Origin of the sequence: Sphaerotilus sulfidivorans, from assembly GCF_013426975.1 — a bacterium.
In the GTDB taxonomy this organism is placed as follows: Bacteria; Pseudomonadota; Gammaproteobacteria; order Burkholderiales; family Burkholderiaceae_C; genus Sphaerotilus; species Sphaerotilus sulfidivorans.
On the sequence record NZ_JACCPY010000004.1, the window covers coordinates 119,506 to 145,159 of the forward strand.

27 protein-coding genes are annotated in these 25,654 nt (G+C 69.6%); 17 read left to right on the forward strand and 10 right to left on the reverse strand.

Annotated elements, in window-relative coordinates; translation table 11 throughout:
- Positions 1-15: 15 nt before the first annotated feature.
- A complete protein-coding gene (locus HZU84_RS03845; RefSeq protein ID WP_149502394.1) occupies positions 16-1,134 on the reverse strand; it encodes a YbdK family carboxylate-amine ligase in 1,119 nt (372 codons plus the stop codon).
- Positions 1,135-1,177: 43 nt separating this feature from the next.
- Positions 1,178-2,500 carry a cation:proton antiporter gene (locus HZU84_RS03850; protein WP_244954391.1) on the reverse strand — a complete coding sequence of 441 codons (1,323 nt, stop codon included), beginning with the start codon at positions 2,498-2,500 and terminating at the stop codon, positions 1,178-1,180.
- A 214-nt stretch (positions 2,501-2,714) separates the two neighbouring features.
- On the opposite strand from HZU84_RS03850, the gene HZU84_RS03855 reads away from it, so the two are divergent.
- Entirely contained in the window at positions 2,715-4,613 is a 1,899-nt protein-coding gene (locus HZU84_RS03855; protein ID WP_149502395.1) for an ATP-binding cassette domain-containing protein, read from the forward strand.
- 13 nt (positions 4,614-4,626) lie between these two features.
- On the opposite strand, the gene HZU84_RS03860 is transcribed toward HZU84_RS03855, so the two are convergent.
- The 5 genes from HZU84_RS03860 to HZU84_RS03880 all read right to left on the reverse strand — a co-directional run bounded on the left by HZU84_RS03860 (position 4,627) and on the right by HZU84_RS03880 (position 10,111).
- The gene (locus HZU84_RS03860) at positions 4,627-4,872 is read right to left on the reverse strand and encodes a hypothetical protein (protein ID WP_149502396.1); all 246 of its coding nucleotides are present in this window, start codon (positions 4,870-4,872) and stop codon (positions 4,627-4,629) included.
- Between the two features lie 221 nt (positions 4,873-5,093).
- Positions 5,094-5,384 (reverse strand): metal-sensing transcriptional repressor, encoded by a 291-nt coding sequence (locus HZU84_RS03865; RefSeq protein WP_149502397.1) that lies wholly within the window; start codon positions 5,382-5,384, stop codon positions 5,094-5,096.
- A gap of 107 nt (positions 5,385-5,491) precedes the next feature.
- Positions 5,492-5,725: a YgaP family membrane protein gene (locus HZU84_RS03870; protein ID WP_149502398.1), complete on the reverse strand. Its 234-nt coding sequence runs from the start codon at positions 5,723-5,725 to the stop codon at positions 5,492-5,494.
- Between the two features lies 1 nt (position 5,726).
- Positions 5,727-8,981 (reverse strand): efflux RND transporter permease subunit, encoded by a 3,255-nt coding sequence (locus HZU84_RS03875; RefSeq protein ID WP_149505113.1) that lies wholly within the window; start codon positions 8,979-8,981, stop codon positions 5,727-5,729.
- A gap of 32 nt (positions 8,982-9,013) precedes the next feature.
- On the reverse strand, positions 9,014-10,111 hold the full coding sequence (locus HZU84_RS03880; RefSeq protein ID WP_244954392.1) for an efflux RND transporter periplasmic adaptor subunit: 1,098 nt from the start codon (positions 10,109-10,111) through the stop codon (positions 9,014-9,016).
- Between the two features lie 165 nt (positions 10,112-10,276).
- On the opposite strand from HZU84_RS03880, the gene HZU84_RS03885 reads away from it, so the two are divergent.
- From HZU84_RS03885 to HZU84_RS03930, 10 genes are all read left to right on the forward strand, one after another.
- A complete protein-coding gene (locus HZU84_RS03885) occupies positions 10,277-11,305 on the forward strand; it encodes an MBL fold metallo-hydrolase (RefSeq protein WP_149502399.1) in 1,029 nt (342 codons plus the stop codon).
- Positions 11,306-11,477: 172 nt separating this feature from the next.
- Entirely contained in the window at positions 11,478-11,810 is a 333-nt protein-coding gene (locus HZU84_RS03890) for an ArsR/SmtB family transcription factor (RefSeq protein ID WP_149502400.1), read from the forward strand.
- 29 nt (positions 11,811-11,839) lie between these two features.
- Entirely contained in the window at positions 11,840-13,237 is a 1,398-nt protein-coding gene (soxC, locus tag HZU84_RS03895; RefSeq protein WP_244954394.1) for a sulfite dehydrogenase, read from the forward strand.
- Positions 13,221-14,330, forward strand: coding sequence for a c-type cytochrome (locus HZU84_RS03900; protein WP_149502401.1), 1,110 nt, complete (start codon positions 13,221-13,223; stop codon positions 14,328-14,330). Before soxC ends, HZU84_RS03900 begins: the two co-directional genes overlap by 17 nt.
- Before the next feature lie 29 nt (positions 14,331-14,359).
- On the forward strand, positions 14,360-14,818 hold the full coding sequence (gene soxY / locus HZU84_RS03905) for a thiosulfate oxidation carrier protein SoxY (protein ID WP_149502402.1): 459 nt from the start codon (positions 14,360-14,362) through the stop codon (positions 14,816-14,818).
- Positions 14,819-14,845: 27 nt separating this feature from the next.
- Positions 14,846-15,157 (forward strand): thiosulfate oxidation carrier complex protein SoxZ, encoded by a 312-nt coding sequence (gene soxZ, locus HZU84_RS03910; RefSeq protein ID WP_180692780.1) that lies wholly within the window; start codon positions 14,846-14,848, stop codon positions 15,155-15,157.
- A gap of 81 nt (positions 15,158-15,238) precedes the next feature.
- The gene (gene soxA, locus HZU84_RS03915; protein ID WP_149502403.1) at positions 15,239-16,036 is read left to right on the forward strand and encodes a sulfur oxidation c-type cytochrome SoxA; all 798 of its coding nucleotides are present in this window, start codon (positions 15,239-15,241) and stop codon (positions 16,034-16,036) included.
- Between the two features lie 14 nt (positions 16,037-16,050).
- Positions 16,051-16,704, forward strand: coding sequence for a sulfur oxidation c-type cytochrome SoxX (gene soxX, locus HZU84_RS03920; protein ID WP_149502404.1), 654 nt, complete (start codon positions 16,051-16,053; stop codon positions 16,702-16,704).
- A gap of 40 nt (positions 16,705-16,744) precedes the next feature.
- Positions 16,745-18,478 carry a thiosulfohydrolase SoxB gene (soxB, locus tag HZU84_RS03925; RefSeq protein ID WP_149502405.1) on the forward strand — a complete coding sequence of 578 codons (1,734 nt, stop codon included), beginning with the start codon at positions 16,745-16,747 and terminating at the stop codon, positions 18,476-18,478.
- Between the two features lie 65 nt (positions 18,479-18,543).
- The gene (locus HZU84_RS03930; protein WP_149502406.1) at positions 18,544-18,960 is read left to right on the forward strand and encodes a DsrE family protein; all 417 of its coding nucleotides are present in this window, start codon (positions 18,544-18,546) and stop codon (positions 18,958-18,960) included.
- 38 nt (positions 18,961-18,998) lie between these two features.
- Here the strand turns inward: HZU84_RS03930 and HZU84_RS03935 are convergent, their stop codons facing one another.
- The 3 genes from HZU84_RS03935 to HZU84_RS03945 form a co-directional block, all read right to left on the reverse strand.
- Positions 18,999-20,141 (reverse strand): YeeE/YedE family protein, encoded by a 1,143-nt coding sequence (locus tag HZU84_RS03935; protein WP_149502407.1) that lies wholly within the window; start codon positions 20,139-20,141, stop codon positions 18,999-19,001.
- A 71-nt stretch (positions 20,142-20,212) separates the two neighbouring features.
- Positions 20,213-21,499 (reverse strand): NAD(P)/FAD-dependent oxidoreductase, encoded by a 1,287-nt coding sequence (locus HZU84_RS03940; protein WP_149502408.1) that lies wholly within the window; start codon positions 21,497-21,499, stop codon positions 20,213-20,215.
- 22 nt (positions 21,500-21,521) lie between these two features.
- Positions 21,522-21,860: a c-type cytochrome gene (locus HZU84_RS03945; protein ID WP_149502409.1), complete on the reverse strand. Its 339-nt coding sequence runs from the start codon at positions 21,858-21,860 to the stop codon at positions 21,522-21,524.
- Between the two features lie 175 nt (positions 21,861-22,035).
- Between HZU84_RS03945 and HZU84_RS03950 the strand changes: the two genes are divergently transcribed.
- The 6 genes from HZU84_RS03950 (at position 22,036) to HZU84_RS03975 (ending at position 25,652) form a co-directional block, all read left to right on the forward strand.
- A complete protein-coding gene (locus HZU84_RS03950) occupies positions 22,036-22,533 on the forward strand; it encodes a TlpA disulfide reductase family protein (protein ID WP_180692781.1) in 498 nt (165 codons plus the stop codon).
- A 165-nt stretch (positions 22,534-22,698) separates the two neighbouring features.
- Complete coding sequence (locus HZU84_RS03955) at positions 22,699-23,262, forward strand: rhodanese-like domain-containing protein (RefSeq protein ID WP_149505116.1); 564 nt, start codon at positions 22,699-22,701, stop codon at positions 23,260-23,262.
- Between the two features lie 124 nt (positions 23,263-23,386).
- Positions 23,387-23,680, forward strand: a complete 294-nt coding sequence (locus HZU84_RS03960; RefSeq protein WP_244954396.1) for a c-type cytochrome — start codon at positions 23,387-23,389, stop codon at positions 23,678-23,680.
- An 18-nt stretch (positions 23,681-23,698) separates the two neighbouring features.
- On the forward strand, positions 23,699-24,073 hold the full coding sequence (locus tag HZU84_RS03965; protein ID WP_257644507.1) for a hypothetical protein: 375 nt from the start codon (positions 23,699-23,701) through the stop codon (positions 24,071-24,073).
- Between the two features lie 85 nt (positions 24,074-24,158).
- Positions 24,159-24,515: an ArsR/SmtB family transcription factor gene (locus HZU84_RS03970; RefSeq protein WP_149502412.1), complete on the forward strand. Its 357-nt coding sequence runs from the start codon at positions 24,159-24,161 to the stop codon at positions 24,513-24,515.
- Positions 24,516-24,581: 66 nt separating this feature from the next.
- The gene (locus HZU84_RS03975) at positions 24,582-25,652 is read left to right on the forward strand and encodes an adenosine deaminase (RefSeq protein WP_149502413.1); all 1,071 of its coding nucleotides are present in this window, start codon (positions 24,582-24,584) and stop codon (positions 25,650-25,652) included.
- The last annotated feature ends 2 nt before the right edge of the window (positions 25,653-25,654 follow it).

Genomic DNA, 25,654 nt, shown 5'->3' on the forward strand with positions numbered 1-25,654 from the left:
GCCTGAGGCTGCGGCTCAGACGGCGCCGCTCCAGCGCCGCGCCGCCGTTTCCACCACCTCCGACAGCGGCATGCCGGTGCGGTGCAGCCGGCGCAGCCAGGTGGCGTCGTTGCCCTCGCCGAGCGAGTCGCGGATCTGCTGGCAGGCGTCCCAGGACTTCAGGTCGACCGCATGCGCATCGACCTTGGCCAGCGTGCGCACGATGTCGTCGCGCAGGCGCGAGCGCTGCTTGGTCTGCGGATTGACCACCTCGCCGTCCAGCCCGAAGCGGCAGGCCTGGAAGCGGTTGTAGGTGTAGACCAGATAGTCGTCCTCGGCCGGCTCGAAGGGTCGCTCCTGGATCAGGTAGCGGCAGATCGCCTGCAGGTAGCAGGCCAGCGCGGCGGCCTTCTCCACCGTCAGCGGCGTGTCGCAGACCCGCAGCTCGATCGTGCCGTACTCGGGCTTGGGGCGGATGTCCCAGTAGAAGTCCTTCATCGACTTGACCACGCCGGTGTCGGTCATCTTGTCGAAGTAGGTGCCGAACTCGGACCAGCTGCGCACGAAGGGCGCGCGCCCCGACAGCGGGAAGGCGAAGACCGCATTCAGCCGCGCCGAGTCGAAGCCGGTGTCCTGCCCCTGCACGAACGGCGAGGAGCCCGCCAGCGCGATGAAATGCGGCACATAGCGCGACAGCGCATGCAGCAGCCACAGCGCATCGTCGCCGTTCGGGCAGCCGACATGCACATGCTGGCCGAAGACGATGAACTGCTTGGCCAGGTAGCCGTAGAGGTCGCTGAGGTAGTTGAAGCGCTCGCCGGGATAGATCTGCTGCTCGCTCCAGTGCTGGTAGGCGTGCGTGCCGCCGCCGGCAATGCCGATGTTGAGCCGGCGCGAGGCGCGCACCAGCTGGTCGCGCATGTCGCGCAGCTCGGCCAGCAGCGGGCCGTGCTCGCGCTGGATCGAGCTGCCGATCTCGATCATCGAGCGCGCGATCTCGGGCTTGATGTCCCAGGCGCCGGTGTGGCGTGCGGTCTCGCGCAGCAGATCCTCGGCCTGCGGCACCAGGTTCTGGTCGTGGGTGGAGATCAGCTGGAGCTCGAGCTCGACGCCCAGCGTCAGCGGCTCGGAGGTGGCGAAGTCCTGCAGCGGCATGGCGGACGGTTTCCTGTCGGGGGAGGGCGGGGCGGGGGCGGATTCAGTCGGGGCGGGCGTCGCTCTCGCGTGCGACCCCCCGCAGGCCGAGCTGTAGCCACACCGGGCCGCTGAGCTGCAGCAGCGTCAGCGCGATCAGCAGCGCCTGCATCGGCTCGGCCGGCGGGGCGGGCAGGTGTGCCGGCCAGCCCAGCGTCGCGCTGGTCAGCAGCAGCGGCAGGCTCGAGGCCGGCTGCAGCGCCAGCCCCAGCCCGAGCGACTGGCGCCAGCCCAGGCCGCTCGGCCGCGCCAGCAGCAGCACCGTGCCGACCTTGGCCAGCAGCCGCGCCCCGATGATCGCCGCCACCAGCGGCCACAGCCCGAGCAGCCCGTCGAGCGTCGACAGCAGGCCCAGCGTGAGCAGCAGCAGCAGCGTCAGCGCCGCCCCGCCGCTGCCGAGCTGCGGCTCGACCTGCAGCCGGTGGCCCATGCGCGCGCGCGCCACCATGCCGGCCACCAGCAGCGACAGCAGCGGCGAGACGGTGAACTGCGCCGCCAGCATCGCCGCGATCACCACCAGCGCGAGCTGCAGCGTCGCCAGCCCGGTGCCGCGGATCTGCCGGCTCAGCCGTTCGAGCAGCAGCCCGGCGAAGGCGCCCAGCAGGTAGGAGCCGCACAGCGCGTACAGCACGCCGGCCAGCGCCGGCTGCCATTCGAAGCCGTCGGCATCCAGCGTGACCGCAACCTGCCAGATGCTCAGCGCCAGCACCGCGCAGACGGTGTTGACCGCGGTCATCACCAGCAGCCGCTCGGTGACCTGACCGCGCGGGCGCAGCTCGCCCAGCACCGCCATCGTGATGACCGGCGAGCCGGCCATCGCCACCGCGCCGGCCAGCGTCGCGCTCTGGTGGTCGATGCCCAGCAGCATCAGCGCGCCGGCCACCGCGAGACCCGACAGCAGCGCCTCGGCCAGGCTCTTGAGGGTCAGCCAGGGGTTGTCGCGCAGCCAGCGCGGCCGGATGCGCGCGCCCAGCTCGAACACCAGCAGGCCGACGGCCAGATCGATCAGCGGCTTCCAGGCATCCAGCTCGGCCCGGGCCACCAGACTCAGCGCCAGCGGGCTGGCCAGCGCGCCCACCAGCATCGCGCCCAGCGCACGCGGCAGGCCGGTGGCACGGCGCACCGCCTCGCCGGCCAGCAGCGCGATGATCATCAGCACCGCCAGGCCCAGCACCGGATCGGCGCCACGCAGCGCCTCGATCGGCCACAGCGCGATCTCGCGGCCCCAGTCGGCCGCCGCGCCGGCGCCGGTCGGCTCGAGCGCGTTCAGATCCTCGCTGGCCGGCAGCAGCCGGGCCATGGTGTCGGACAGGGCGATGCGGCTCAAATCAGGTCTCCGGGTGTATGGGCCGAGGCTGCAGAGAGAAGGTTCGGCCCCGATGGTGGATGAATCGTGAATGGCGTCACGATTTCTGGCGGAGGGTGGATCAGTGTACCGATGCACTGCGACAGTGCGGTAACAACCGGCGCCTGGCAGGGGCCGGGATCGGCGGATCCGGCGCGGCCGGGGATAATGTCCGATTACCCTCCCGAACCCTGCCATGGCCCTTCTCACCCTCCAGGATGCCTGTCTCGCCTACGGGCATGTCGCGCTGCTCGACCACGCGGCGATGTCGCTCGAGCCGGGCGAGCGCCTCGGCCTGATCGGCCGCAACGGCACCGGCAAGTCCTCGCTGCTGAAGATCCTCGCCGGGCTGGAGCGCCCGGACGACGGGCTGCTGCAGCTCCAGCAGGGCCTGCGGCGCCATTATGTCGCGCAGGAGCCGCAGTTCGCGCCGGGCGCGACGGTGTTCGAGGCGGTCAGTGTCGGCGTGGCCGAGGCCAAGGCGCTGCGCGAGCGCTACGAGGCGCATGCGCCCGGCGAGGATCTGGATGCGCTGCAGAGCCGCATCGAGGCGCTGGGCGGCTGGACCTGGGAGCAGCGTGTCACCGAGACGCTCGAGCGCCTGCAGCTGCCGGCCGACCGGGTGGTCGACGAGCTTTCCGGCGGGCTGAAGAAGCGCGTGGCGCTGGCGCAGGCGCTGGCGGCCGCGCCCGATGTGCTGCTGCTCGACGAGCCGACCAACCACCTCGACCTGGAGGCGATCGTCTGGCTGCAGGACCTGCTGGCGGGCTTCGCCGGCGCGGTCATCCTGATCACGCACGACCGCGCCTTCCTCGACGCGGTCTCGACCCGCATCCTCGAACTGGACCGTGGCCAGCTGCGCAGCTACCCCGGCAGCTTCAGCGCCTACGAGGCGACCAAGGCGCGCGAGCTCGAGGACGAGGCGCTGGCCAATGCGCGCTTCGACAAGCTGCTGGCGCAGGAGGAGGTCTGGATCCGCAAGGGCGTGGAGGCGCGCCGCACCCGCAGCGTCAGCCGCATCAACCGCCTGGTGGCGCTGCGCGAGCAGCGCGCCGCGCGCCGCGACGTCGTCGGCAAGGTGCGCCTGGAGCTCGACACCGGCAGCCGCAGCGGCAAGATCGTGGCCGAACTCGAGGGCGTGGCCAAGTCCTACGGCACCCGCGCCATCGTGCGCGACTTCACCGCCACCATCCTGCGCGGCGACAAGGTCGGCCTGATCGGCCCGAACGGCGCCGGCAAGACCACGCTGCTCAAGCTCATCCTGGGCGAGATCGCGCCGGACGCCGGCACGGTGCGCCAGGGCACGCAGCTGCAGGTGGCCTACTTCGACCAGATGCGCGACGCGCTCGACCTCGACGCCACGCTGGCCGACACCATCAGCCCGGGCAGCGAGTGGGTCGAGATCGGCAGCACGCGCAAGCATGTCATGGGCTATCTGGGCGACTTCCTGTTCTCGCCGGCGCGGGCCAACTCGCCGGTGCGCACGCTGTCGGGGGGCGAGCGCAACCGCCTGCTGCTGGCGCGTCTGTTCGCCAAGCCGGCCAATGTGCTGGTGCTCGACGAGCCGACCAACGACCTCGACATCGAGACGCTGGAGCTGCTCGAAGAGCTGCTGCAGGACTATGCCGGCACCGTCTTCGTGGTCAGCCACGACCGGCGCTTCCTCGACGCGGTGGTGACCAGCACCATCGTCAGCGAGGGCGACGGCCGCTGGCGCGAGTACGAGGGCAGCGTCGAGGACTGGCTGGCGCAGTCGCAGCGCGCCGCCGCGCTGGCGGCCAAGGCCGCCAAGGCGGCGCCGAAGGCCGAGGCGCCGGCCCCCGCGGCCGCGCCGGTGAGCGCAGCCGCCGCGCCGGCTCCGGCCGTCGCCCCGAAGCGCAAGCTCAGCTACAAGGAGCAGCGCGAGCTCGACGAGCTGCCCGCGCGCATCGCCGCGCTCGAGGACGAGCAGAAGGCGCTGGGCGAACTGCTCAACGGCACCGAGCTCTACACCCGCTCGCCCGAGAAGATCGCCGAGACGCACGCCCGCTTCGCCGCGATCGACGAGGCGCTGCTGGCGCTGCTCGAGCGCTGGGAAGATCTCGGCAGCCGCTGAGCGATCCGCTCGCTCAGGCCGCCCGCGTGCTCGGGCGGCTGGCACCGGTCGGCGACGACAGCCGGCGGTGCCAGTGCACGAAGGCGGTCGACAGCATCAGCGCCTCGCCGTCGGCGACATGGGCGTCGGCCTCGGCCACCGTGCGGCACAGATGGATCAGCTCGGTGCACAGCCCGGGATCGTCGACCTCGTCGAGCAGGTCGCCGATCAGGCGCGGATCGATGCGGGCGGTGTCGTTCCAGACCATCGGGCATTGCACCAGCAGGTCTTCGCACAGTCCGTGCAGTACCTCGCGGCAGGCTTCGGCGCTCAGGCCCAGACGGCAGGCGATGTCCTGGCGCTGCAGCGTGTCGATCTCGATCAGGCTGACACATGACCGTCGGCGACCAGGGCCAGCGCGACGATGCGTGCGGCGGCCTCGGGGCTGTTGGCGGGATCGCCTGAAGGTGGTCGAGCAGCCGGTCGAGGCCGGGCCGGTGCTCAGCGCACCTTGCCGAGCAGGGTCTGCACGTCGCCGAGCATCGCCTCGAGCTTCGGCGCGTCCTCCTCGCTGAGGTGGAGCTGGGCGCGCATTTCCTGCTGCATGAAGCACACCGTCATGCGCACATAGGCGCTGTCGAGGGCCTTGCGCACCGCGGCCATCTGGCTGGCGATGTCGAGGCAGGGCTCGCCGGCCTCGAGCATGCGCTGGATGCCGCGCAGCTGGCCCTCTGCGCGCTTGAGCCGGTTGAGGATGTCGGTGCGACTGGATTCGTCCTGGAGCTGGGCCATGTTGCAAGCCTGGAAGGGATTGACCGGGGGTTTCGGGATGCGCATTGTCCCTGCTCCGTGACAGATCGTGGTGGATTCCTTCGCTGCCCGTGAAACGGTTCCACCGCTCAGCGGCAGCAGCTGCCGCCGCTGCCCGTGTCATCGCGCACGCCGAGCTTGCGCAGGATCAGCCCGAGCGGGCAGAAGTTCGTGAAGCCGAACTGCAGCAGGTTGGCGCCGACGAAGGCGGTGAAGGCCAGCGCCCATTTGCTGACGAACAGCGGGCTGCCCTCGACGCCGAGCGCCAGCGAGATCAGGATGAAGCTGCCCGCGAAGATGCGGATCAGGCGGTCGACGGTCATGTCAGGCTCCTTGGGGAAGGGTGGATGCAGTGGGTGCAGGAGGTGCAGGGAAGTCGGGGTGGTGCCGCCGGTAGACGGCGTAGTACAGCACCGGGATCACGACCAGCGTCAGCAGCGTCGAGACCAGGATGCCGAAGATCAGCGCGATGGCCAGACCGTTGAAGATCGGGTCGTCGAGGATGAAGAAGGCGCCGATCGTGGCCGCCAGCCCCGTCAGCACGATGGGCTGCGCGCGCACGGCGGCGGACTGCATCACCGCTTCCTTGAACGCCATGCCCTGCGCGACCTGCAGCTCGATGAAGTCCACCAGCAGGATGGAGTTGCGCACGATGATGCCGGCCAGCGCGATCATCCCGATCATCGAGGTGGCGGTGAACTGCGCACCCAGCAGCGCGTGGCCCGGCATCACGCCGATCATCGTCAGCGGGATCGGCGCCATGATGATCAGCGGCGTCAGGTAGTTGCGGAACTGGGCGACTACCAGCAGGTAGATCAGGATCAGGCCGACGCCATAGGCCGCGCCCATGTCGCGGAAGGTCTCGAAGGTGATCTGCCACTCGCCGTCCCACTTGATCGCGTACTGGCGGTAGGGGTCGCTTGGCTGGCGGATCCAGAACTCGGCGATCTCGCCGGTGCCGGGCAGCGCGGCGTCCCCCAGCTTCGGGCGGATCGCGAACAGGCCGTACAGCGGCGAGTCGAGCCGGCCGGCCATGTCGCCGAAGACGTAGCTCACGCCGTGCAGATCCTTGGTGAACAGCGGCTTGTCGATCACGCCCTTTTCCACGCGCACCAGCTCCGACAGCGGCACGAGCTGGCCGTTGGCGGCGCGCAGCGGCAGGGCCAGCAGCGCGTCGAGCCCGACCTGCGCCTCGCGCGGCAGCTGCAGCCGCACCGGCACCGGGTACTTGCTCTGGCCGTCGTGCAGCCAGGCGGCGTCCAGGCCCGAGAGCGCGCCGTACACCGTCTGCGCCACCGCGGCCACCGGGATGCCGAGCGACTCGGCCCGCTGGCGCTGCACGCGAAGGAAGGCGCGCGGCGCGTCCTCCTTCAGCGAGGTCTCGATGCCGACGATGTCGGGCGTGGCACGGAAGGCCGCGGCGATGCGCGCGGCGAGCTGCTGGCGGCCGGCCTCGTCGGGGCCGTAGACCTCGGCGACCAGCGGGCTCATCACCGGCGGGCCCGGCGGCACCTCGACCACCTGGATGCGCGCGCCGTGCGCGGCGGCGATGCGCTCCAGGGCCGGTCGGTGGCGCTGCGCGATGGCGTGGCTCTTGTCGCTGCGGTGCTGCTTGTCGACCAGGTTGACCTGCAGGTCGCCCTGCTCGGCGTCGGCGCGCAGGTCGTACTGCCGCACCAGGCCGTTGAAGGTGATCGGGCTGGCGGTGCCGGCGTAGCCCTGCAGGTTCTGCACCTCGGGCTGCTTCGCCAGCCAGGCGCCGAGGTCGTGCAGCGTCGCCGCGGTGTCCTCCAGCGCGCTGCCGGCCGGCATCTCGACGATGACCTGGTATTCCGACTTGTTGTCGAAGGGCAGCATCTTCAGCACGACCAGCTGCACCACCGCCAGCCCGACGCTCAGGAACAGCGCGCCGAGAATGCCCGCCAGCAGCAGCCAGCGCTTCGCGGCGCTCTCCAGGAAGGGCGACAGCAGGCGCGTGAAGAGCGCCGGCAGCTTCGCTGCCATCCCGCTCGGCGCGGCGTGGCCGTCGCCGTGGCCCTGGGCGTGCGACTTCATCAGCCGGGCGGCCAGCCACGGCGTCACCGAGAACGCGATCGCCAGCGAGATCGCCATGCCGAGGCTCGAGTTGATCGGGATCGGGCCCATGTACGGCCCCATCAGCCCGGAGACGAAGGCCATCGGCAGCAGCGCCGCGATCACCGTGAAGGTCGCCAGGATGGTCGGGCCGCCGACCTCGTCGACCGCGGCCGGAATGATCTCCAGCAGCGGCCTGTGCGGCTCGAGCTGCTGGTGGCGGTGGATGTTCTCGACCACCACGATCGCGTCGTCGACCAGGATGCCGATCGAGAAGATCAGCGCGAACAGCGAGACGCGGTTGAGCGTGAAGCCCCAGGCCCACGAGGCGAACAGCGTCGCCGTCAGCGTCAGGATCACCGCGGCGCCGACGATCACCGCTTCGCGCTGTCCGAGCGCGAAGCCGACCAGCAGGATCACCGAGCCGGTCGCGAACGCGAGCTTCTGGATCAGCTTGTCGGCCTTCTCGGCGGCGGTCTGGCCGTAGTCGCGGGTGACCGTCATCTCGATGCCGGCCGGAACCACGGTGCCGCGCAGCTCGTCGAGGCGGGCGCGCGCGGCCTGCGCGACGTCGACCGCGTTCTGGCCGGGCTTCTTCGTCACGGTGATCGTCACGGCCGGATGCACGCTGCCGGCGTCCGAGGCGGCGCCGGCCGGCGTGAACCAGACATGGCGCTGCGGCTGCGCGGCGCCGTCCTCGATCGTCGCGACCTCGCGCAGGTAGACCGGTCGGCCGGCATGCACGCCGACGACCAGGTCGCCGACCTCGTCGGCCGAGCGCAGGAATTCGCCGGTCTCGACCGACAGCATCTGCGCGCCGCCGTCCGGGGTGCGGTTCGCCTCGCGGTCGACCACCGTGCCGGCCGGCATCGCCAGGCTGGCGGCCTTCAGGGTCTGCTGCAGCCGCAGCAGGTCGACGCCGCGCTCGCGCAGCCGGCTCGGATCGAGGCCGACCTGCACGACACGGCCTGGGCCGCCGATCGTCTTCACCTCGCGGCTGCCGGGCACGCGCTTGAGCTCGACCTCGATCGAGCGCGCGACGCGCTCGACCTCCAGCGCCGAGGCCTCGTCGCGGCTCCACAGCGTCACGCCGAGCACCGGCACGTCGTCGATGCCCTTGGGACGCACGATCGGCGCCAGCGTGCCGAGACCGGACGGCAGCCAGTCCTGGTTGGCGTTGAGCACGTCGTACAGGCGCACCAGCGCCTCGGTGCGCGGCACGCCGACCTGGAACTGCACCGTCAGCACCGCCACGCCGGGACGGCTGACCGAGTAGGTGTGCTCGATGCCGGCGATCTGCGAGAGCACCTGCTCGGCCGGCCGCGCGACCATGTTCTGCACGTCGGCGCTGCTGGCCCCGGGGAAGGGGATCAGCACATTGGCCATCGTGACGTTGATCTGAGGCTCTTCCTCGCGCGGCGTCACCAGCACCGCGAACAGGCCGAGCAGCAGCGCGACGATCGCCAGCAGCGGCGTGATCGCGTTGGCCTGGAAGAGGGCCGCCATGCGGCCGGCGATGCCGCGCTCGCCCGGGCCGCTCACGGACGGGCTCCCGCCAGGCCGGCGCGCACCGCATCGGCGGCAATGCGCTCGCCGGTCTTCAGTCCGGCGAGCACCTCGGTGCTGCCGCCGTGGCTGGCGCCGGCGCGCACCTGGCGCAGCACGAAGCCGTTCTCGCGCACGACATAGACGGCGGTCAGCTCGCCGCGGCGCAGCAGCGCCGCCGCCGGCACCGTCGGCACGCTGCGCGCGCCCGTCGGCGCGAGCGCGGCGCCGGTGAAGTGCACCCGCACCGTGCGGCCGGGGCGCAGGTCGGCGGCGTCGCCGGGCGCCAGGTCCAGCCGCCACTCGACGGTCTGCGCGACCGGATCGGCGCCAGGCAGCTCGGTGCGACGCACCGGCGCGATGCGCCGGCCGTCGGGCAGCTCGATCTCGACCTGGCGTGCCGCGCGCGCCGGGGCCGCCTGCGAGGCCGGCACCTGCACGGTGGCGCGCAGCGCGCCCGGCGCGTAGAGGGTAAGCACAGGCCGGCCCGGTGCGGCCAGGTCGCCGGCGTCGATGTGGGTGGCCAGCACCACGCCGTCGAAGGGCGCGGCGATGCTGGTGAAGTCCTGGCCGAGCGTGGCCTGGCGGCGTCCGGCGCGTGCCTGCGCCAGCCCGGCCTCGGCGGCACGGAACTGGTTCTCGGCCGCATCGAGCGCGGCCTGGCTGATGTAGCCCTGCGCGCGCAGCTCGCGGGTGCGCTCGAGCTGGGTGCGGGCGTTGCGCAGGTTCGCGTCGGCCTGCACCACGCCGGCCTCGCTCTGCGCGACGCCGGCCTCGGCGCTGCGTGCGTCGATGCGCGCGATCACCTGTCCGGCGCGCACCCGGTCGCCGGCGCGCACCGTCAGCTCCCGCACGCTGCCGGCGGCCTGCGCGGCGAGCACCGCCTGGCGCTGCGGCTCGAGCGTGCCGTCGAGCGAGAGGCTGGCGGCATCGCGGCTGGCCTGCACCGTCAGCGTTGGCACCTGGATCGCGGCAGGTTCGGTGGCGTGTGCGGGTGCGGCGGCCAGCAGCGCACCGATCAGGCTGATCAGGCCGGCAGCAGGCATCCGGATGCGAGCGGGGCGCAGGCGGGTGAAAACGGGAGATCGCATGATGAAGGGCTCCTGGACAGGCGAATGATACACAAATACCCAATGGGGTATGTGAGGACAAAGTCATCTGGCAGGACCTCGGGTGAGCCCGCTTGCTCCGGCAGGCTGATCCGCATTAACATCAATGAATGCTGATATTTGAATTTGAGTGCGGAGCCCCTGGTCATGCCTGATCCCTCGCGCCGTCGGCTGTTGCGCGGCCTGTCGGCCGGACTGGGGCTGAGCGCACTGGGGGCCGGGCTGTCCCTGGCGCCCGGCACCCGGCTGCTGGCGGCGCAGGCCGGCGATTTCATCATCGGCCCGCCGGTGCCCGACGTGGCGCCGCGCCAGCTCTCCGAGCATGTCTGGCTGATCCATGCCGAGGACGGCTTCCCGACGCCCGAGAACCGCGGCCTGATGGCCAGCATCACCTTCGTCGTCACTTCGGCCGGCGTGGTGGTGCTCGATCCGGGCTGCTCGCTGCAGATCGGGCGCATGGCCATCCGCATGATCCGGCGTGTCACCGAGCGGCCGGTCGTCGCCGTCTTCAACAGCCACTATCACGGCGACCACTGGCTGGCCAACCACGCCTTCGTCGAGGCTTTCGGCGCCGACCTGCCGATCCATGCGCTGGAGCACACCATCGCGCAGATCCGCGGGGTCGAGGGCAGCATGTGGCGCACGATGATGGAGCGCTGGACAAACCAGGCGACCGCGGGCACCGAGGTGGTGGCGCCGAACCGGACGGTGGTGCATGGTCAGCGGCTGCGCTTCGGCGATGTGACGCTGGCGCTGCATCATCACGGCACCGCGCACACGCCCTCCGACCTGAATGTCGAGGTCGTCGAGGACCGGGTGACCCATGTCGGCGACATCGCCATGGGCGATCGCATCGCCAACATCGACGACGGCTCCTATCCCGGCACCTTCCGCTGCTATGCCGCGCTGCGTCGCGACGCCGGGCGCCAGCTCTGGCTGCCGGGGCATGGCCTGCCTTCTCATGACCTGCTCGACCGCTATGAGCTTTTCCTGCGCGGCATCTGGGAGCCCTGCCTGCAGGCGGTGAAGGACGGTGCCGACGAGGCCGAAGCGCGCGCGCGCGTGCTGCGTGATCCGCGTGTGGCCGAGCGTGCCGCGACGATGGCCGGCTTCGCCGCCAACATCGGCAAGTACGTCAGCCTGGCCTATCTGGAAGCGGAAAAGGAAGCGTTCTGAGCGGCGTCTTGCACGAAGCAGAGGAGTGGCTCTGACGCATTGATCCAGATCACGTGCGACAGCGTTGCCCGGGCCACGAAACATGCCCGGGTCGGTATTTACACCAAGACCCAAGTCGACCTCCGTCCATAACATCTGTTTTTGCTTATATCTAGATGGAGTGGTGAGCAGCATGGCCAACGCAGCGATGAGCGAATGTGACGGCGATCGCGTCTTCGAACTGGCGGCCGAGCTGTTCGGACTGCTGTCCGCGCCGGTGCGACTGCACATCGTCTGCGAACTGCTCGAGGGCGAGCAGAGCGCCGGTGGTCTGGCCGAGCGGGTCGGGGCTTCGGCGCCGAACCTGTCGCAGCACCTCGCGACGCTGTACCGCGGCGGGATCCTGGCGCGGCGCCGCGTGGGGTCGCAGGTCTGGTACCGGCTGGCCAGCCGACGCGCCGCGGTGCTGTGCCTGGCGATGCACGGCGGCGCATCGGACGCGCGCCCGGTCGCTGCAGGGGCGTGAGAGAAGAATCCCGATAAGGAGTGAATCCAGTGTCATCCGACGATCAACAGGACCCGACGACGGGTCAGCGCTCCGGCCGCCTGATCAAGGCGCCCGAGCACTTTCTCGATCCCGAGGGCGTGCGCACCGTGTTCCGCGAGGCCAGGTCGGGCCGGCGCGACTTCATCCGCCGTGCCTTCGCCGGTGCGGCCGCGGCCGGTGCGGCGCCGCTGGCGCTGGCACAGGCCAATCCGGTGCCGGCCGACGGCGGGGATCCGAACATCCTGAACCTGCCCGAGCACACCACCGGACTGGGCCAGCCTGTGGTCACCGACGGCTACGGCAAGCCATCGAAGTACGAGACCAATGTCCAGCGCCGCCAGAGCCCGGGTCTGACGCAGACCACGCAGGCCTCGGTGTCGTTCGCGCCGCTGCAGTCGCTGTTCGGCATCATCACGCCCAGCGGCCTGCATTTCGAGCGCCACCACCAGGGCTGGTGGGACATCGACCCGAGCAAGCACCGCCTGATGCTCAACGGCTCCGACCCGTCGCTGATGAAGACGCCCAAGGTCTTCACGATGGACGAGATCATGCGGCTGCCCTCGGTGTCGCGCATCCACTTCATCGAGTGCGGCGCGAACACGGCGGTCGAGTGGGGCAATGTCGCGGTGCCGACGGTGCAGTACACGCACGGCATGGTGTCGTGCAGCGAGTTCACCGGCGTGCCGCTGAAGATCCTGTTCGACCTGTGCGGCGTGGACTACCGACGAGCGCGCTACGTGCTGGGCGAGGGCGCCGACGGCTCGTCGATGACGCGGACCATCCCGATGGAGCTGGTCGAGTCGGGCGAAGTCTTCGTCGCCTACGGGCAGAACGGTGAGATGCTGCGACCCGAGAACGGCTACCCGCTGCGGCTGGTCGTGCCGGGCATCCAGGGCGTGAGCTGGGTCAAGTACCTGCGCCGCATCGAGGTGGGCGACATGCCCTATGGCGCCAAGGACGAGGCGGTCCACTACATGGACCTGATGCCGAACGGCCTGCACCGCCAGTACACCAACATCCAGGAATGCAAGAGCGTGGTGACGACGCCCTCGGGTGGCCAGGTGCTGCTCGACAAGGGCTTCTACAACATCACCGGGCTGGCGTGGTCGGGCAAGGGCCGCATCAAGAAGGTCGACGTCTCGGTGGACGGCGGCCGCAACTGGCGGCCGGCGCGCATCGAGGGACCGGTGCAGAACAAGTCGCTGACCCGCTTCAACATCGACTGGGTCTGGGACGGCAAGCCGGCGCTGATCCAGAGCCGGGCCACCGACGACACCGGCTATGTGCAGCCGACCTACAGGCAGTTGCGCGCCGTCCGCGGCACGCGCTCGATCTACCACAACAACGCCGTCCAGACCTGGCTGGTGCAGGAAAGCGGGGAGGTGAAGAATGTCCAGCTCTCGTGATCGTGAGTCCGTGATCCGATCGGGTCTGATCGCTGCCGCACTGGTGGCGCTGTCCGGTGCCGCGCTGGCGCAGTCGACCAGCCTGCCCGGCATCGGCCGCCCGGCCACGCCGAAGGAAATCGCCGCCTGGGACATCGACGTGCGCCCCGACTTCAAGGGCCTGCCCAAGGGCTCCGGCTCGGTCGCGATGGGCCAGGACGTCTGGGAAGGCAAGTGCGCCCACTGCCACGGCGTGTTCGGCGAGTCGAACGAGGTGTTCAGCCCGCTGGTGGGCGGCACCACCGCCGAGGATGTGAAGACCGGCCGTGTCGCCCGGCTGACCGACACGTCCTATCCCGGCCGCACGACGCTGATGAAGGTGGCCACCGTCTCGACGCTGTGGGACTACATCAATCGTGCGATGCCGTGGAACGCACCGAAGTCCCTGAAGACCGACGAGGTCTACGCGGTCACCGCCTACCTGCTCAACATGGGCGGGGTGCTGCCGGACAACTTCGTGATGTCGGACAAGAACATCGCCGAGGTCCAGGCCCGCATGCCCAACCGCAACGGCATGACGCTGGACCACGGCATGTGGCCGGGCAAGTCGCTGAAGACCGCGGGCAAGCCCGACGTGAAGGCGGTGGCCTGCATGACGAACTGCGAGGCCGAGCCGAAGGTCGCCTCCTTCCTGCCCGACTTCGCCCGCAATGCCCATGGCAACCTGGCCGAGCAGAACCGCCTGGTCGGCGCGCAGCGCGGGGCGGACACCACCCGGCCGCCGGGTGCGGTCGTGGCCACTGCCGCCGTGGCCGCGGCCACCGCCACCGCTGCTGCCCCGGACAAGGCGGGCGGCTTTGCCTCGATCAACGCGCTGCTGTCGAAGCACAGCTGCTCCGCCTGCCATGGCGTCGACCAGAAGCTGGTCGGGCCGTCCTTCCGCGAGATCGCCCAGAAGCATGGCAGCCGTGCCGACGCGGTCGACTACCTCGCCGGCAAGATCCGCTCCGGTGGCAGCGGGGTCTGGGGTCCGGTGCCGATGCCAGCTCAGACCCTTCCGGAAGCCGATGCCCGCACCCTGGCCCAGTGGCTGAAGGACGGAGCGAAGAAATGATCCCGAATCTCTACCCAAGGAGTTCCATGATGCAAACCCGCCGCGAAATGCTCGGCCGCAGTGCCGCCGTCGCCGGCCTGCTGGCTGGCCTGGGGCTGCTGCCCGCTGCGGCCCAGGCCGCCTGGTCCGGTGCCGCCTTCGATGCCAAGACCCTGGCCGATCTGACCCGCGCGCTCGGCGTGGCCACTCCGACCGAGAGCAAGGACATCACCATCCAGGGGCCGGACATCGCCGAGAACGGCGCGGTCGTGCCGCTGGGCTGCGCCACCGCCCTGGCCGGCGTGGCCCGGATGATGATCCTCGTCGAGAAGAACCCGGCGATGCTGTGCGCGCTGTTCGATGTGACCGATGCGGTCGAGCCGAGCTTCAATGTGCGCGTCAAGATGGGCCAGTCGTCGAACGTGATGGCCGTGGCGGTCATGGGCGACGGGCGGGTCCTGTTCGCGCAGAAGGAAGTCAAGGTCACCCTCGGTGGCTGCGGCGGCTGATTCATCACCCACAACCAGGAGCAGAACATGGCAGATCCGATGCGCATTCGCGCCCAGGCTTCCGGCGACAAGGCCACCGTCCGCGTGCTGATGAGCCACGAGATGGAGACCGGTCAGCGCAAGGACGCGTCCGGCAACCTGATTCCGGCGTGGTTCATCCAGGAGGTCGCCGCCACCCTCAACGGCAAGACCGTCATGACCGCGCAGTGGGGACCTTCGGTGTCGAAGAACCCCTTCCTGCAGTTCAGCATCAAGGGCGCCAAGGCCGGCGACAAGGTCGGCGTGACCTGGACCGACAACAAGGGTGGCAAGCGCAGCGACGAGGCCACCGTCAGCTGAGCAGGGCCCAGGCGTCCGCAGTCCGGCGGCGCGCTCGTGCCGGGACGGTTCCTTGTCCACCGCAACACGACCGAGGAGACCATGAAGAGACTCGCCACCGCCAGCCTCGCGCTGGTCTGCGCCGCACCGCTGCTGGCGCAGGAGAAGTCCGCCTCCGACGGCATCGCCGAGTACCGGGCGATGCTGGCCGACGGCAATCCTGCCGAGCTGTTCGAGGCCAAGGGGGAGGCGCTCTGGAAGCAGAAGCGCGGCCCGCGCAACGCGAGCCTGGAAGCCTGCGATCTGGGGCAGGGGCCGGGCGTCGTCAAGGGCGTGTTCGTCACGCTGCCGCGCCATTTCCGCGACACCGGGCGGGTCCAGGATCTGGAGTCCCGGCTGCTGACCTGCATGGAGACGCTGCAGGGCTTCAGCGCGGCCGAGATCGCCAGGACGCCGTTCGGCAAGGGCGAGCAGGCCAACCTGACCGCGCTGGCCACCTGGATCGCCGCCGAGTCCCGCGGCATGCGCTTTGCCCTGCCGCAGGAGCATCCCCAGGAGCGGCGCATGTACGCCATCGGGGAGCGGGCCTTCTTCTATCGCGGCGGCCCGCATGACTTCTCCTGCGCGAGCTGTCACGGCGAGGAGGGCAAGCGCATTCGCCTGCAGGATCTGCCCCAGCTCACCCGCAATCCGGGCGACGGGGTCGGGTTCGCGGCCTGGCCGGCCTACCGGGTCAGCAACGGCCAGATGTGGAGCATGCAGCTGCGCCTGAACGACTGCTTTCGCCAGCAGCGCTTTCCCTATCCCGGCTTCGGCTCGGACCTGACGATCGCGCTGTCCACCTACATGGGCGTCAATGCCAAGGGTGCGGAGTCGGTGGCTCCCGCCATCAAGCGCTGAACGGAGAACACGCCATGAAGAGCTTCAGGATGCTGGCGGGTGCCGCTGCCGCGCTGGCGCTGACGGCCGGACTCGCCGGCTGCGCCAGCGGACCGGCCCCGGAGGAACTGGACCAGGAGGCGGTGCGCATCATCCGCAGCGCCTTCCGCGACGAGGGCATCGCCAAGGTCGACCGGCTGGACCAGGATGCGGCCAACGAGGCCTGCTCGCGGGCCCTGGGCAAGGAGCCCGCGCCCGAGGTGGTCAAGGCCATCGAGGCGGAGAACCTCAAGACGATCCGTCCTCCCGGCGACGGCAAGTACCTGGGCGACTGGCGTGAAGGCGAGAAGATCGCCCAGAGCGGGCGCGGTCTGACCTTCACCGACGATGCCAGGGTCGTCAATGGCGGCAACTGCTACAACTGCCACCAGATCAGCAGGCAGGAAATCTCCTTCGGCACCATCGGGCCGAGCCTGTACCAGTACGGCCGGCTGCGTGGCGTCACCGACCCGGACAGCCCGGCGGCGCGTCCGATCATCGAGTACACCTGGGGCAAGCTCTGGAACGCCCGCGCCTACAACGCCTGCTCGCACATGCCCCGTGCCGGTCACCTGGGCATCCTGAGCGAGGCGCAGATCCGCCATGTCATGGCCCTGCTGCTCGACCCGAAGTCGCCGGTCAACCAGTAAACCCCATCGACCTTCACTGACCACGGATGACCACGGATTCATGAGCCTCTCCAAACGCGATTTCATGCAGGTGCTCGGCGCCGCATCGGTGGCCGGCATGGGCCTGGGCCGCTGGGCCGAGGCGGATGCCGCCATCGCCCAGGCCGGCCTGTACGAGCTGCCGCGCTTCGGCAACGTCAGCTTCCTGCACATGACCGACTGCCATGCGCAGTTGAAGCCGATCCACTTCCGCGAGCCCAGCGTCAATCTCGGCATCGGTTCGATGCAGGGCCAGCTGCCGCACCTCGTCGGCGAGCACCTGCTGAAACACATCGGCGTGCGCCCCGGCACCGCGCTGGCGCACGGCTACACCTTTCTCGACTTCGAGAAGGCGGCGCGCCGCTACGGCAAGGTCGGCGGCTTTGCGCATCTGGCCACGCTGGTCAAGCAGCTCAAGGCCAGCCGCCCGGGCGCGCTGCTGCTGGACGGCGGTGACACCTGGCAGGGCTCGGCCACCTCGCTGTGGACGAACGCGCAGGACATGGTCGACGCCTGCAAGCTGCTCGGCGTCGACGTGATGACCGGCCACTGGGAGTTCACCTACGGCATGGAGCGGGTGAAGCAGATCGTCGAGGGCGACTTCGCCGGCAAGCTCGACTTCGTCGCGCAGAACGTCAAGACCAACGACTTCGGCGACCCGGTCTTCAAGCCCTACGTGATCCGCGAGATCAACGGCGTGCCCTGCGCCATCATCGGCCAGGCGTTTCCCTACACGCCGATCGCCAACCCGCGCTACATGGTCGCCGACTGGGCCTTCGGCATCCAGGACGAGAACATGCAGGCGATGGTCGACGAGGCCCGCGGCAAGGGCGCGCAGGTCGTCGTCGTCATCAGCCACAACGGCATGGACGTCGACCTGAAGATGGCCAGCCGCGTGCGCGGCATCGACGCCATCTTCGGCGGCCACACCCATGACGGCGTGCCGGTGGCGGTGCCGGTGAGCAATGCGGGCGGCAAGACGCTGGTGACCAATGCCGGCTCGAACACCAAGTTCCTCGGCGTCATGGACTTCGACGTCAAGGGCGGCAAGGTGGTCGACTTCCGCTACCGCCTGCTGCCGGTCTTCGCCAACCAGATCCAGGCGGATCCGGCGATGGACGCGCTGATCGCCAAGATCCGCGCGCCCTACGAGGCCAAGCTGTCGGAAAAGCTCGGCGTCACCGACGGCCTGCTGTACCGCCGCGGCAACTTCAACGGTTCGTGGGACCAGCTGATCTGCGACGCGCTGATGGAGGTGCAGGGCGCCGAGATCGCCTTCTCGCCGGGCTTCCGCTGGGGCACCAGCCTGCTGCCGGGCGACACGATCACGCGCGAGCTGATGATGGACCAGCTCGCCATCACCTATCCCTACGCGACGGTCACGCAGATGAGCGGCGAGACGCTCAAGACCGTGCTCGAGGATGTGGCCGACAACCTCTTCAATCCCGACCCGTATTACCAGCAGGGCGGCGACATGGTGCGTGTCGGCGGGCTGCAGTACACCATCACGCCGGGCGAGAAGGCCGGCAGCCGCATCAGCGACATGCGCCTGAAGGGCAAGCCGGTCGAGGCCGGCAAGAGCTACAACGTCGCCGGCTGGGCGCCGGTGGCCGAGGATGCCGCCAAGGCCGGCAACAAGCCGGTGTGGGATGTCGTCGAGACCTGGCTGAAGGGGCAGGGCGGGCGGGTGAAGGCGCGCAGCGTCAATGCCCCGAAGCTGGTCGGCGTGGCCGGCAATCCGGGCATGGCCGGCTAGAACCGATTCCAGCCCCTGCTGCTGCCCGTACCGCTGCCTGTACCGCTGATACCGAGGAGTTGCCGATGTCGACGTTCCGCTTCGCCGTTGCCGCCGTCGTGCTGTCGCTGGCCAGTCTGGCCGCCGCGGCGCAGGACAAGGTGGTCTACCACGTCAACGACACGCAGAGCCAGGCGCTGGCGACGCTGCGCAACATCCGCAACCACCTCGACACCGACCCGACGGCGCAGATCACCGTGGTGACGCATGCCTTCGGTGTCGATTTCCTGCTGGAGGGGATGAAGGACCGCAACGAGTCGCCGTTCGAGGCGACCGTGGCGGCCCTGAAGAACCGCGGCGTGAAGTTCGAGGTCTGCGAGATCACGCTGAAGAACCGCAACCTCAAGCGCGAGCAGTTCATCCCGGAGGCGGACTTCACGCCCTCGGGCGTCGTGCGGCTGACCAGGCTGCAGCTGCAGGGCCACGCCTACATCAAGCCCTGAATTCATGCGCCCGGCGCCTCGGCTTCCGGGGCGTGCGCTCAGGGGCGTGCGTAGCTGGCGCTCAGTTCCGGATCCGCGTGCGGGCTCGTCGGTTCGGCGGCGGCTTGCTGCACCGCTTCCTTGGGCTGGTCGATCAGGCGGTCGGTCAGCATTGCCGCGCCCCAGATCGCCGACAGCGTCACCCACGAGGTCAGCGTGAACACCGCCGCGCCCGACACGCCCGCGCCGACCGCGCAGCCGCCGGCCAGCATGCCGCCGAAGCCCATCAGGATCGCGCCGACGATGTAGCGCCGCATCGCCTGGCCGCCCTGGAAGCCCTCCAGCTTCAGCTCGCGCCACAGCAGCGCCGACAGGAAGGCGCCGGCGGCCACGCCGGGCACCAGGCCGAGGTCGAACTTGAGCGGCTGTCCTGGCGGCGACAGCACCAGCATCAGCATGTCGGCGGCCGGGCCGGTGAACGACAGGCTCTGCACCGGCACGACCAGGTCGAAGGCCTGGCTGGAGATCTTCCAGGTCAGCAGCCACGCCGACGCCACCATCACGCCGACGCCGACGGCACCGAACCCGCCCCAGAAGCGCACCTGCTGGCGCCGCGCCCAGACCAGCGCCGCGACCAGCCACACCGCGCCGAACAGCAGCGCACCGCCGTGACTGACGCCGGTCAGCGCGAGCAGGTCGCGCGCTGCGCCGCCCTCGACCGTCCACCAGCCGGCGATCGTCGTGCGCAGCGGCGACAGCAGCCCCGACAGCGCCGACTGCGCCGTCACCGCGAACACCAGGCCGGACAGCAGCGCGCGCAGATTGCCCTGTGCCGCCAGCACCAGCAGCCGGCTCGAGCAGCCGCGCGCCAGCACCATGCCGACACCGAACATCGCGCCGCCGATCAGCGCGCCCGACAGGCTGCCGCGCTGGCTGAGCTGGCGCGAGGTGCTGACATCCAGCCAGCCGAGCTGGATGAAGCCCTGCGTCAGCAGCACCGCGGTCGAGAAGGTGAACAGCCAGACGGTGAGCTTGCCCTCCCGGGTGCCGCGGCCGAACTCGATCACCGCCGAGCGCATGCAGAAGCGCGAGCGGTGCGCGAAGAAGCCGAACAGCAGCCCGACGACCGTGCCGGCCAGCGTCACGGTCCACATCTCGCCCAGCCGGGCCATCAGCGCTTCGATCACCGCCGCCTCCGTCATGCCAATATCGGATCTGACTGATATAAGACGGCGATGATGCAGTTCGGCCGCTCGGCCGAACTTGATCTGGGTCAGCCGAGAATGTCGGACCAGATGTTCTGCGCCCAGCCTTCCGCGTAGTGCCCCTCCAGATCGGAGCGCACATCGGACACGCCGCCCGAGCCGCCGATGGTGAAGAAGCTCTTCTTCGGCGCCTGGTACTCGTGCACGCTGGCGACGTGGATCACATGGGTGTCGTCGACATAGCTCATGCAGACATTCGTCAGCATCGGGTGCGGATTGATCTCCATGCCCTGCAGCTCGGCGACGATGGCCGCGGCGCAGACCTTGGCATGCGAGTTGGCCATGTGGCCGGACTTGGGCATGCCCTGGGCGATCTGGATCGCGTCGCCGATGACATGGATGTCCTTGGCGGCGGTCGACTCGAAGTTCAGGAAGTTCACATGGCACCAGCGGCCGTTGGCATTGGCCAGACCGGTCTGCACCGCCAGGGCGCCGGCCCGCATGACCGGCAGCACATTGAGCACGTCGGCCTTCACATCGTCCTGGACATCGAAGCGCACGGTGTTCGTGCGTGCGTCGACGCCGGCGACCTTGTGCTCGGGCCGGTATTCGACCATGTCGCCGTAGAGCTCCTTCCAGGCCTTCTTGAACAGCGGACCCTTGGAGGTGACATCCGGGTTGCCGTCGATGATCAGGATCTTGGAACGGGGCTTGGCCTTCTTGAAATAGGCCGCGATCACGCTGGCCCGCTCGTACGGGCCGGGCGGGCAGCGGTAGGGCGCCTCGGGAATCGTGATCGCATAGGTGCCGCCGTCGGGCATGGCCTCGAGCTGGCGGCGCAGCGCCATCGTCTCGGGGCCGGCCTTCCAGGCGTGCAGGATGCGACCGGCCTCATGCGCGCTCTTCAGGCCCTCGGTCTGGTCCCACATGAAGTCGATGCCGGGCGACATCACCAGCTTGTCGTAGCCGACGACCTGGCCGCCGGCCAGCGTGGCCGTCTTTCGCACCGGGTCGACCCCGGTCACCATGTCATGCACCACCCGCACGCCGTGGCGCGCCGACAGCTGCGCGTAGGAGCGGGTGATGTCGTCCATCGTGCGCTGGCCGCCGATCACCAGGTTGGAGACCGGGCAGGACACGAACTGGCGGTTCGGCTCGACCATCATCACGTCGATCGACTGGTCCGACAGCAGCCGGATGTACTTCGAGACGGTCGCGCCGCCGTAGCCGCCGCCCACGACGAGCACGCGCGCCTTGCCGGCGCCCGCGCTGCCCGCAACCGAGGCGCAGCCGCTCAGTCCGAGGGCGCCGGCGCCGCTGGCCAGCAGGCCTTGCAGGAGATGTCTGCGTTGCATGGATGTGTCTCTCCTGCCGGCTTCAGGGCTTCTGTGCGGCGAAATACTTCGCCAGCGACTCGAGCTGCTCCTGCGAGTAGCCCCGGGTGATCTGATGCATGATGGTGGCCGGACGCTGGCCGGACCGGAAGGCCATCAGCTGGCTCAGCAGGTGTTCTTCGGGCAGGCCGGCCAGACGGATCAGCGGCTGGCCCTCGACGGCATGGCCGTCGGTGCCATGGCACTGGGCGCAGGTGGCCGCCAGCGAGCGCATGTGCAAGGCCTTGGCATCGCGGGCCTGGACGGTGGCGGCGCTGGACAGCAGGATGGCGCACAGCAGCAGCCCGGCGGGTCGGCTGCGGACGCAGAGGTCGGTGTTCATCGGGTTCTCCTGGGCGATCGACGCGAAGGGGCCCTGTTCAATGGCAGGAAGGAAATGTATGGTGCCCTTTATATCAGCAAATAAGAATATAGTGTTTTCACCGAGTGACGCAGTCCGCGACGAGCCCCTTCGCCCGCGCCGAGCGTTGCTGGCCTGCCTGCCTGCCCCTCTGCTGGTGCCCGTGGTGCCCGTGCTGGCCGGGCTGCAGCCGGCGGCGGCCCGGGCGGCGGCATCACCTCCCGGGCCGGTCGCGATCGGGCAGCGGGTGGACTGGCCCGGGGTGACGCTGCTGGACGGCCGTCGGCTGGTCGCGGCCGATCTGCGAGACCGTGCGGTGGTGCTGGTGCTGTTCTCGATCGACTGCCCCTACTGCCATCGCCACAACCGCCGCATCGATCGGCTCGCGCGCGAGGTGCGGGCGCGCTCGCTGCCGCTGACGGTGCTCGCGGCCGCCTACGACCGCGATGCCACCGCCGTTGCTGCGCATGTCGCTCGCGAGGAGCTGGCGCTGCCGGTCACGCTCGAGGCCCAGGCGCTGCGCCAGTGGCTGAACGCCCGCCGGGTGATGCCGATGACCTGCGTGATCGACCGCGAGAGCGTGCTGCGCGAGCTGATCCCGGGCGAGATGGCCGACGCCGATGTGCAGGGGCTGCTGCGCTGGGCCCGCGGGTGAACCCGGATGCCAGACCTCATTGCATCAGTGAATAATGATATTTAGATGGTTTGAGGTCCAGTTCAGATGCACGCCTGTTTCCGTCCTGATGATGCGGTCCGCTGTGACGGCCTGATCCCGCGCGCAGCCGCCCGGCAGCGGCCAGGGCGCTGGCTGGCGACGGCGATGCTCGGGCTGATGCTGCTGGCCGGCGCGGTGCAGGCCCAGCCGGCCATCGATGCGGCCACGCTGCCCGAGGTCAAGCGCACCCGCGCCGGTCTCTACATGATGGCCGCCGACGTGCCTGCCTTTCTGGCCGCCCAGGGCGGACGGGTGCTGTTCCTGGATGTGCGCACCCGTGCCGAGGCGATGTATGTCGGCATGGCCGAATCCGTCGATGCGCTGGTGCCCTATGTCGAGCATCAGGAGCTGATGACCGACTGGGACGAGCAGCGCCGCATCTACCGGCTCGAGCCGTTGCAGGATTTCGTGCCGGAGGTGGAGCGCCGGCTGGCCGAGCGTGGCCTGGTGCGCACCGATGCGGTCGTGCTGATCTGCCGCTCCGGCGATCGCTCCAGCCGTGCCGCCAACCGGCTGGCCGAGGCCGGCTTCACCCGGGTCCATTCGGTGGTCGACGGCTTCGAGGGCGACATGTCGCCGCAAGGGCGCCGCAGCGTCAACGGCTGGAAGAACGCCGGCCTGCCCTGGACCTACCGGCTCGAGCGCAGTCGCATGTATTTCCCGCGCTGACGCACTTGCCTGCCTGCCTGCCTGCCTGCCTGCCTGTTTCTTTCTCGTTCTCTTTCTTCCTGCTTCCATTGCCAGCTGCGCTGGCCAGAGGGTCGATCCGATGTCGCGAATCCTGTCCGTCCTGATGCCCGCCCTGATGATTCTGGCCGCACCGACCGCGGCCCAGGCCAGTCTCGACATGGCGAAGAAGAATGCCTGCATGGCCTGCCATGCCGTCGACAAGAAGCTGGTCGGTCCCGCCTACCAGGAGGTCGCCAAGAAGTACGCCGACCAGAAGGAGGCTGCCGCGACGCTGGCGGCCAGCATCCGCAAGGGGGGCTCGGGCAAGTGGGGTCCGGTGCCGATGCCTGCCCAGGCCGCGCTGAGCGAGGCCGATGCCCGCACGCTGGCCGAATGGATTCTCGCCGGCGCCCGCTAGGCGGGGGGGGCGCACATGATGACGGCCTTCGTGCGCCGGTCCGGCGCGGCGCTGTGGCTGGGCCTCGGTCTGAGCCTGCCGCTGCCCGCGCAGGCCTCCGAGGCGCTGCCCGAGATCTTCGTCGGCGCCGATCTGGCGCTGGGCGAGCGGCTGATCCGGGAGCACCGCTGCGCCGAGTGCCATGTCCGGCGGGTGGGCGGCGACGGCAGTGCGATCTACCGGCCTCAGGGCCGGATCACGACGCCCGGCACGCTGCGCGGCATGGTCGAGCAATGCAATACCGAGCTCAATCTCGGCCTGTTTCCCGAGGAGGTGTCGGCGATCGCGGCGGTGCTGCATCGTGACCACTACCGGGCCGGGTGGCGGCAGGCGGCGCGACCGGCATCGCGCTGATGCGGCATCGGTTCGGGAATACGTGCATTTATCCGTATGTACGAATAGAATCGAAAGCATCCGAACCTGACCCAGAGCTTTCGACATGGACCGTGAAGCGGACACCGACAACATCTACGAGTCGGCTGCCGAGCTGTTCTCGCTGCTGTCCACCCCGATCCGGCTGAAGATCATCCGGGCGCTTTGCCACAACGAGAAGAACGTCTCCCAGCTGCTGGCCGAGATCGAGACGACGCAGCCGAACATGTCCCAGCACCTGTCGACGCTCTACCGCGCCGGCATCCTGGCGCGGCGGCGAGACAGCACCCAGATCTACTACCGGCTCCAGAGCGAGCGGGTGGCGACGCTGTGCCGCGCGGTGTGCACCCAGATCGCGCAGGAGCTCGAGCCCGGCGCCCGCATCGAGCCGGCGGATCGGCTGCTGCCCGGCGGCGCACGCTGAGCAGCCATCCGCATCGCGGCTGCGGATAATGGGGTCTTCCCTCAGACCCCTGGAGTTCCATTCATCATGACCGCCGCCCTGCTTGCCGGAATGACGCCCGCCCGCCTCGACGCGATCGCGCCGGAGCGGCTGCCCGCGCTGCTGCGCCTGATGCCCAAGGCGGAGCTGCACATCCACATCGAGGGCTCGCTCGAGCCCGAGCTGATCTTCCGGCTCGCGCAGCGCAACGGCGTGACGCTGCCCTATGCGGATGTCGAGGCGCTGCGCGCCGCCTACGCCTTCACCGACCTGCAGAGCTTTCTCGACATCTACTACGCCGGCGCCAGCGTGCTGCTGAAGGAGGAGGACTTCTTCGACATGGCCTGGGCCTACCTCGAGAAGGCCGCCGCCGACAATGTCGTGCACGCCGAGATCTTCTTCGACCCGCAGACCCACACCGCGCGCGGCGTGCCCTTCGAGACGGTCATCAAGGGCCTGAACCACGCGGTGCACCGCGCCCATGCCGAGCTGGGCGTGAGCGCGAAGCTGATCCTGTGCTTCCTGCGCCACCTGAGCGAGGAGGAGGCCTTCGCGACGCTGGAGGAGGCGCTGCCGTGGCGGCACCACTTCATCGGCGTCGGCCTGGACAGCAGCGAGGTGGGCCATCCGCCGAGCAAGTTCGAGCGCGTCTTCGCGCGCTGCCGCGAGCTGGGCCTGCATGTGGTGGCGCATGCCGGCGAGGAGGGCCCGCCGGCCTACATCGTCGAGGCGCTGGACCTGCTGCAGAGCGAGCGCATCGACCACGGCGTGCGCAGCCTGGAGGATCCGGCGCTGGTGGCGCGGCTGGCGGCCGCGCGCATCCCGCTGACGGTGTGCCCGCTCTCGAACGTCAAGCTGTGCGTCTTCGACGACCTGACGCAGCACAACATCGGCGCGCTGCTCGACGCCGGCCTGTGCGCGATGGTCAACTCGGACGACCCGGCCTACTTCGGCGGCTACATGAACCAGAACTTCGTCGAGCTCTTCAATGCGCAGCCGCAGCTCACCGCCCGCCACGCCTACCAGCTCGCGCTCAACAGCTTCGAGGCCAGCTTCGTCGACGCCGACCAGAAGCGCGCGTGGCAGCACCGCCTCGACGCGGTGTTCGCGGCGGGCTGAGG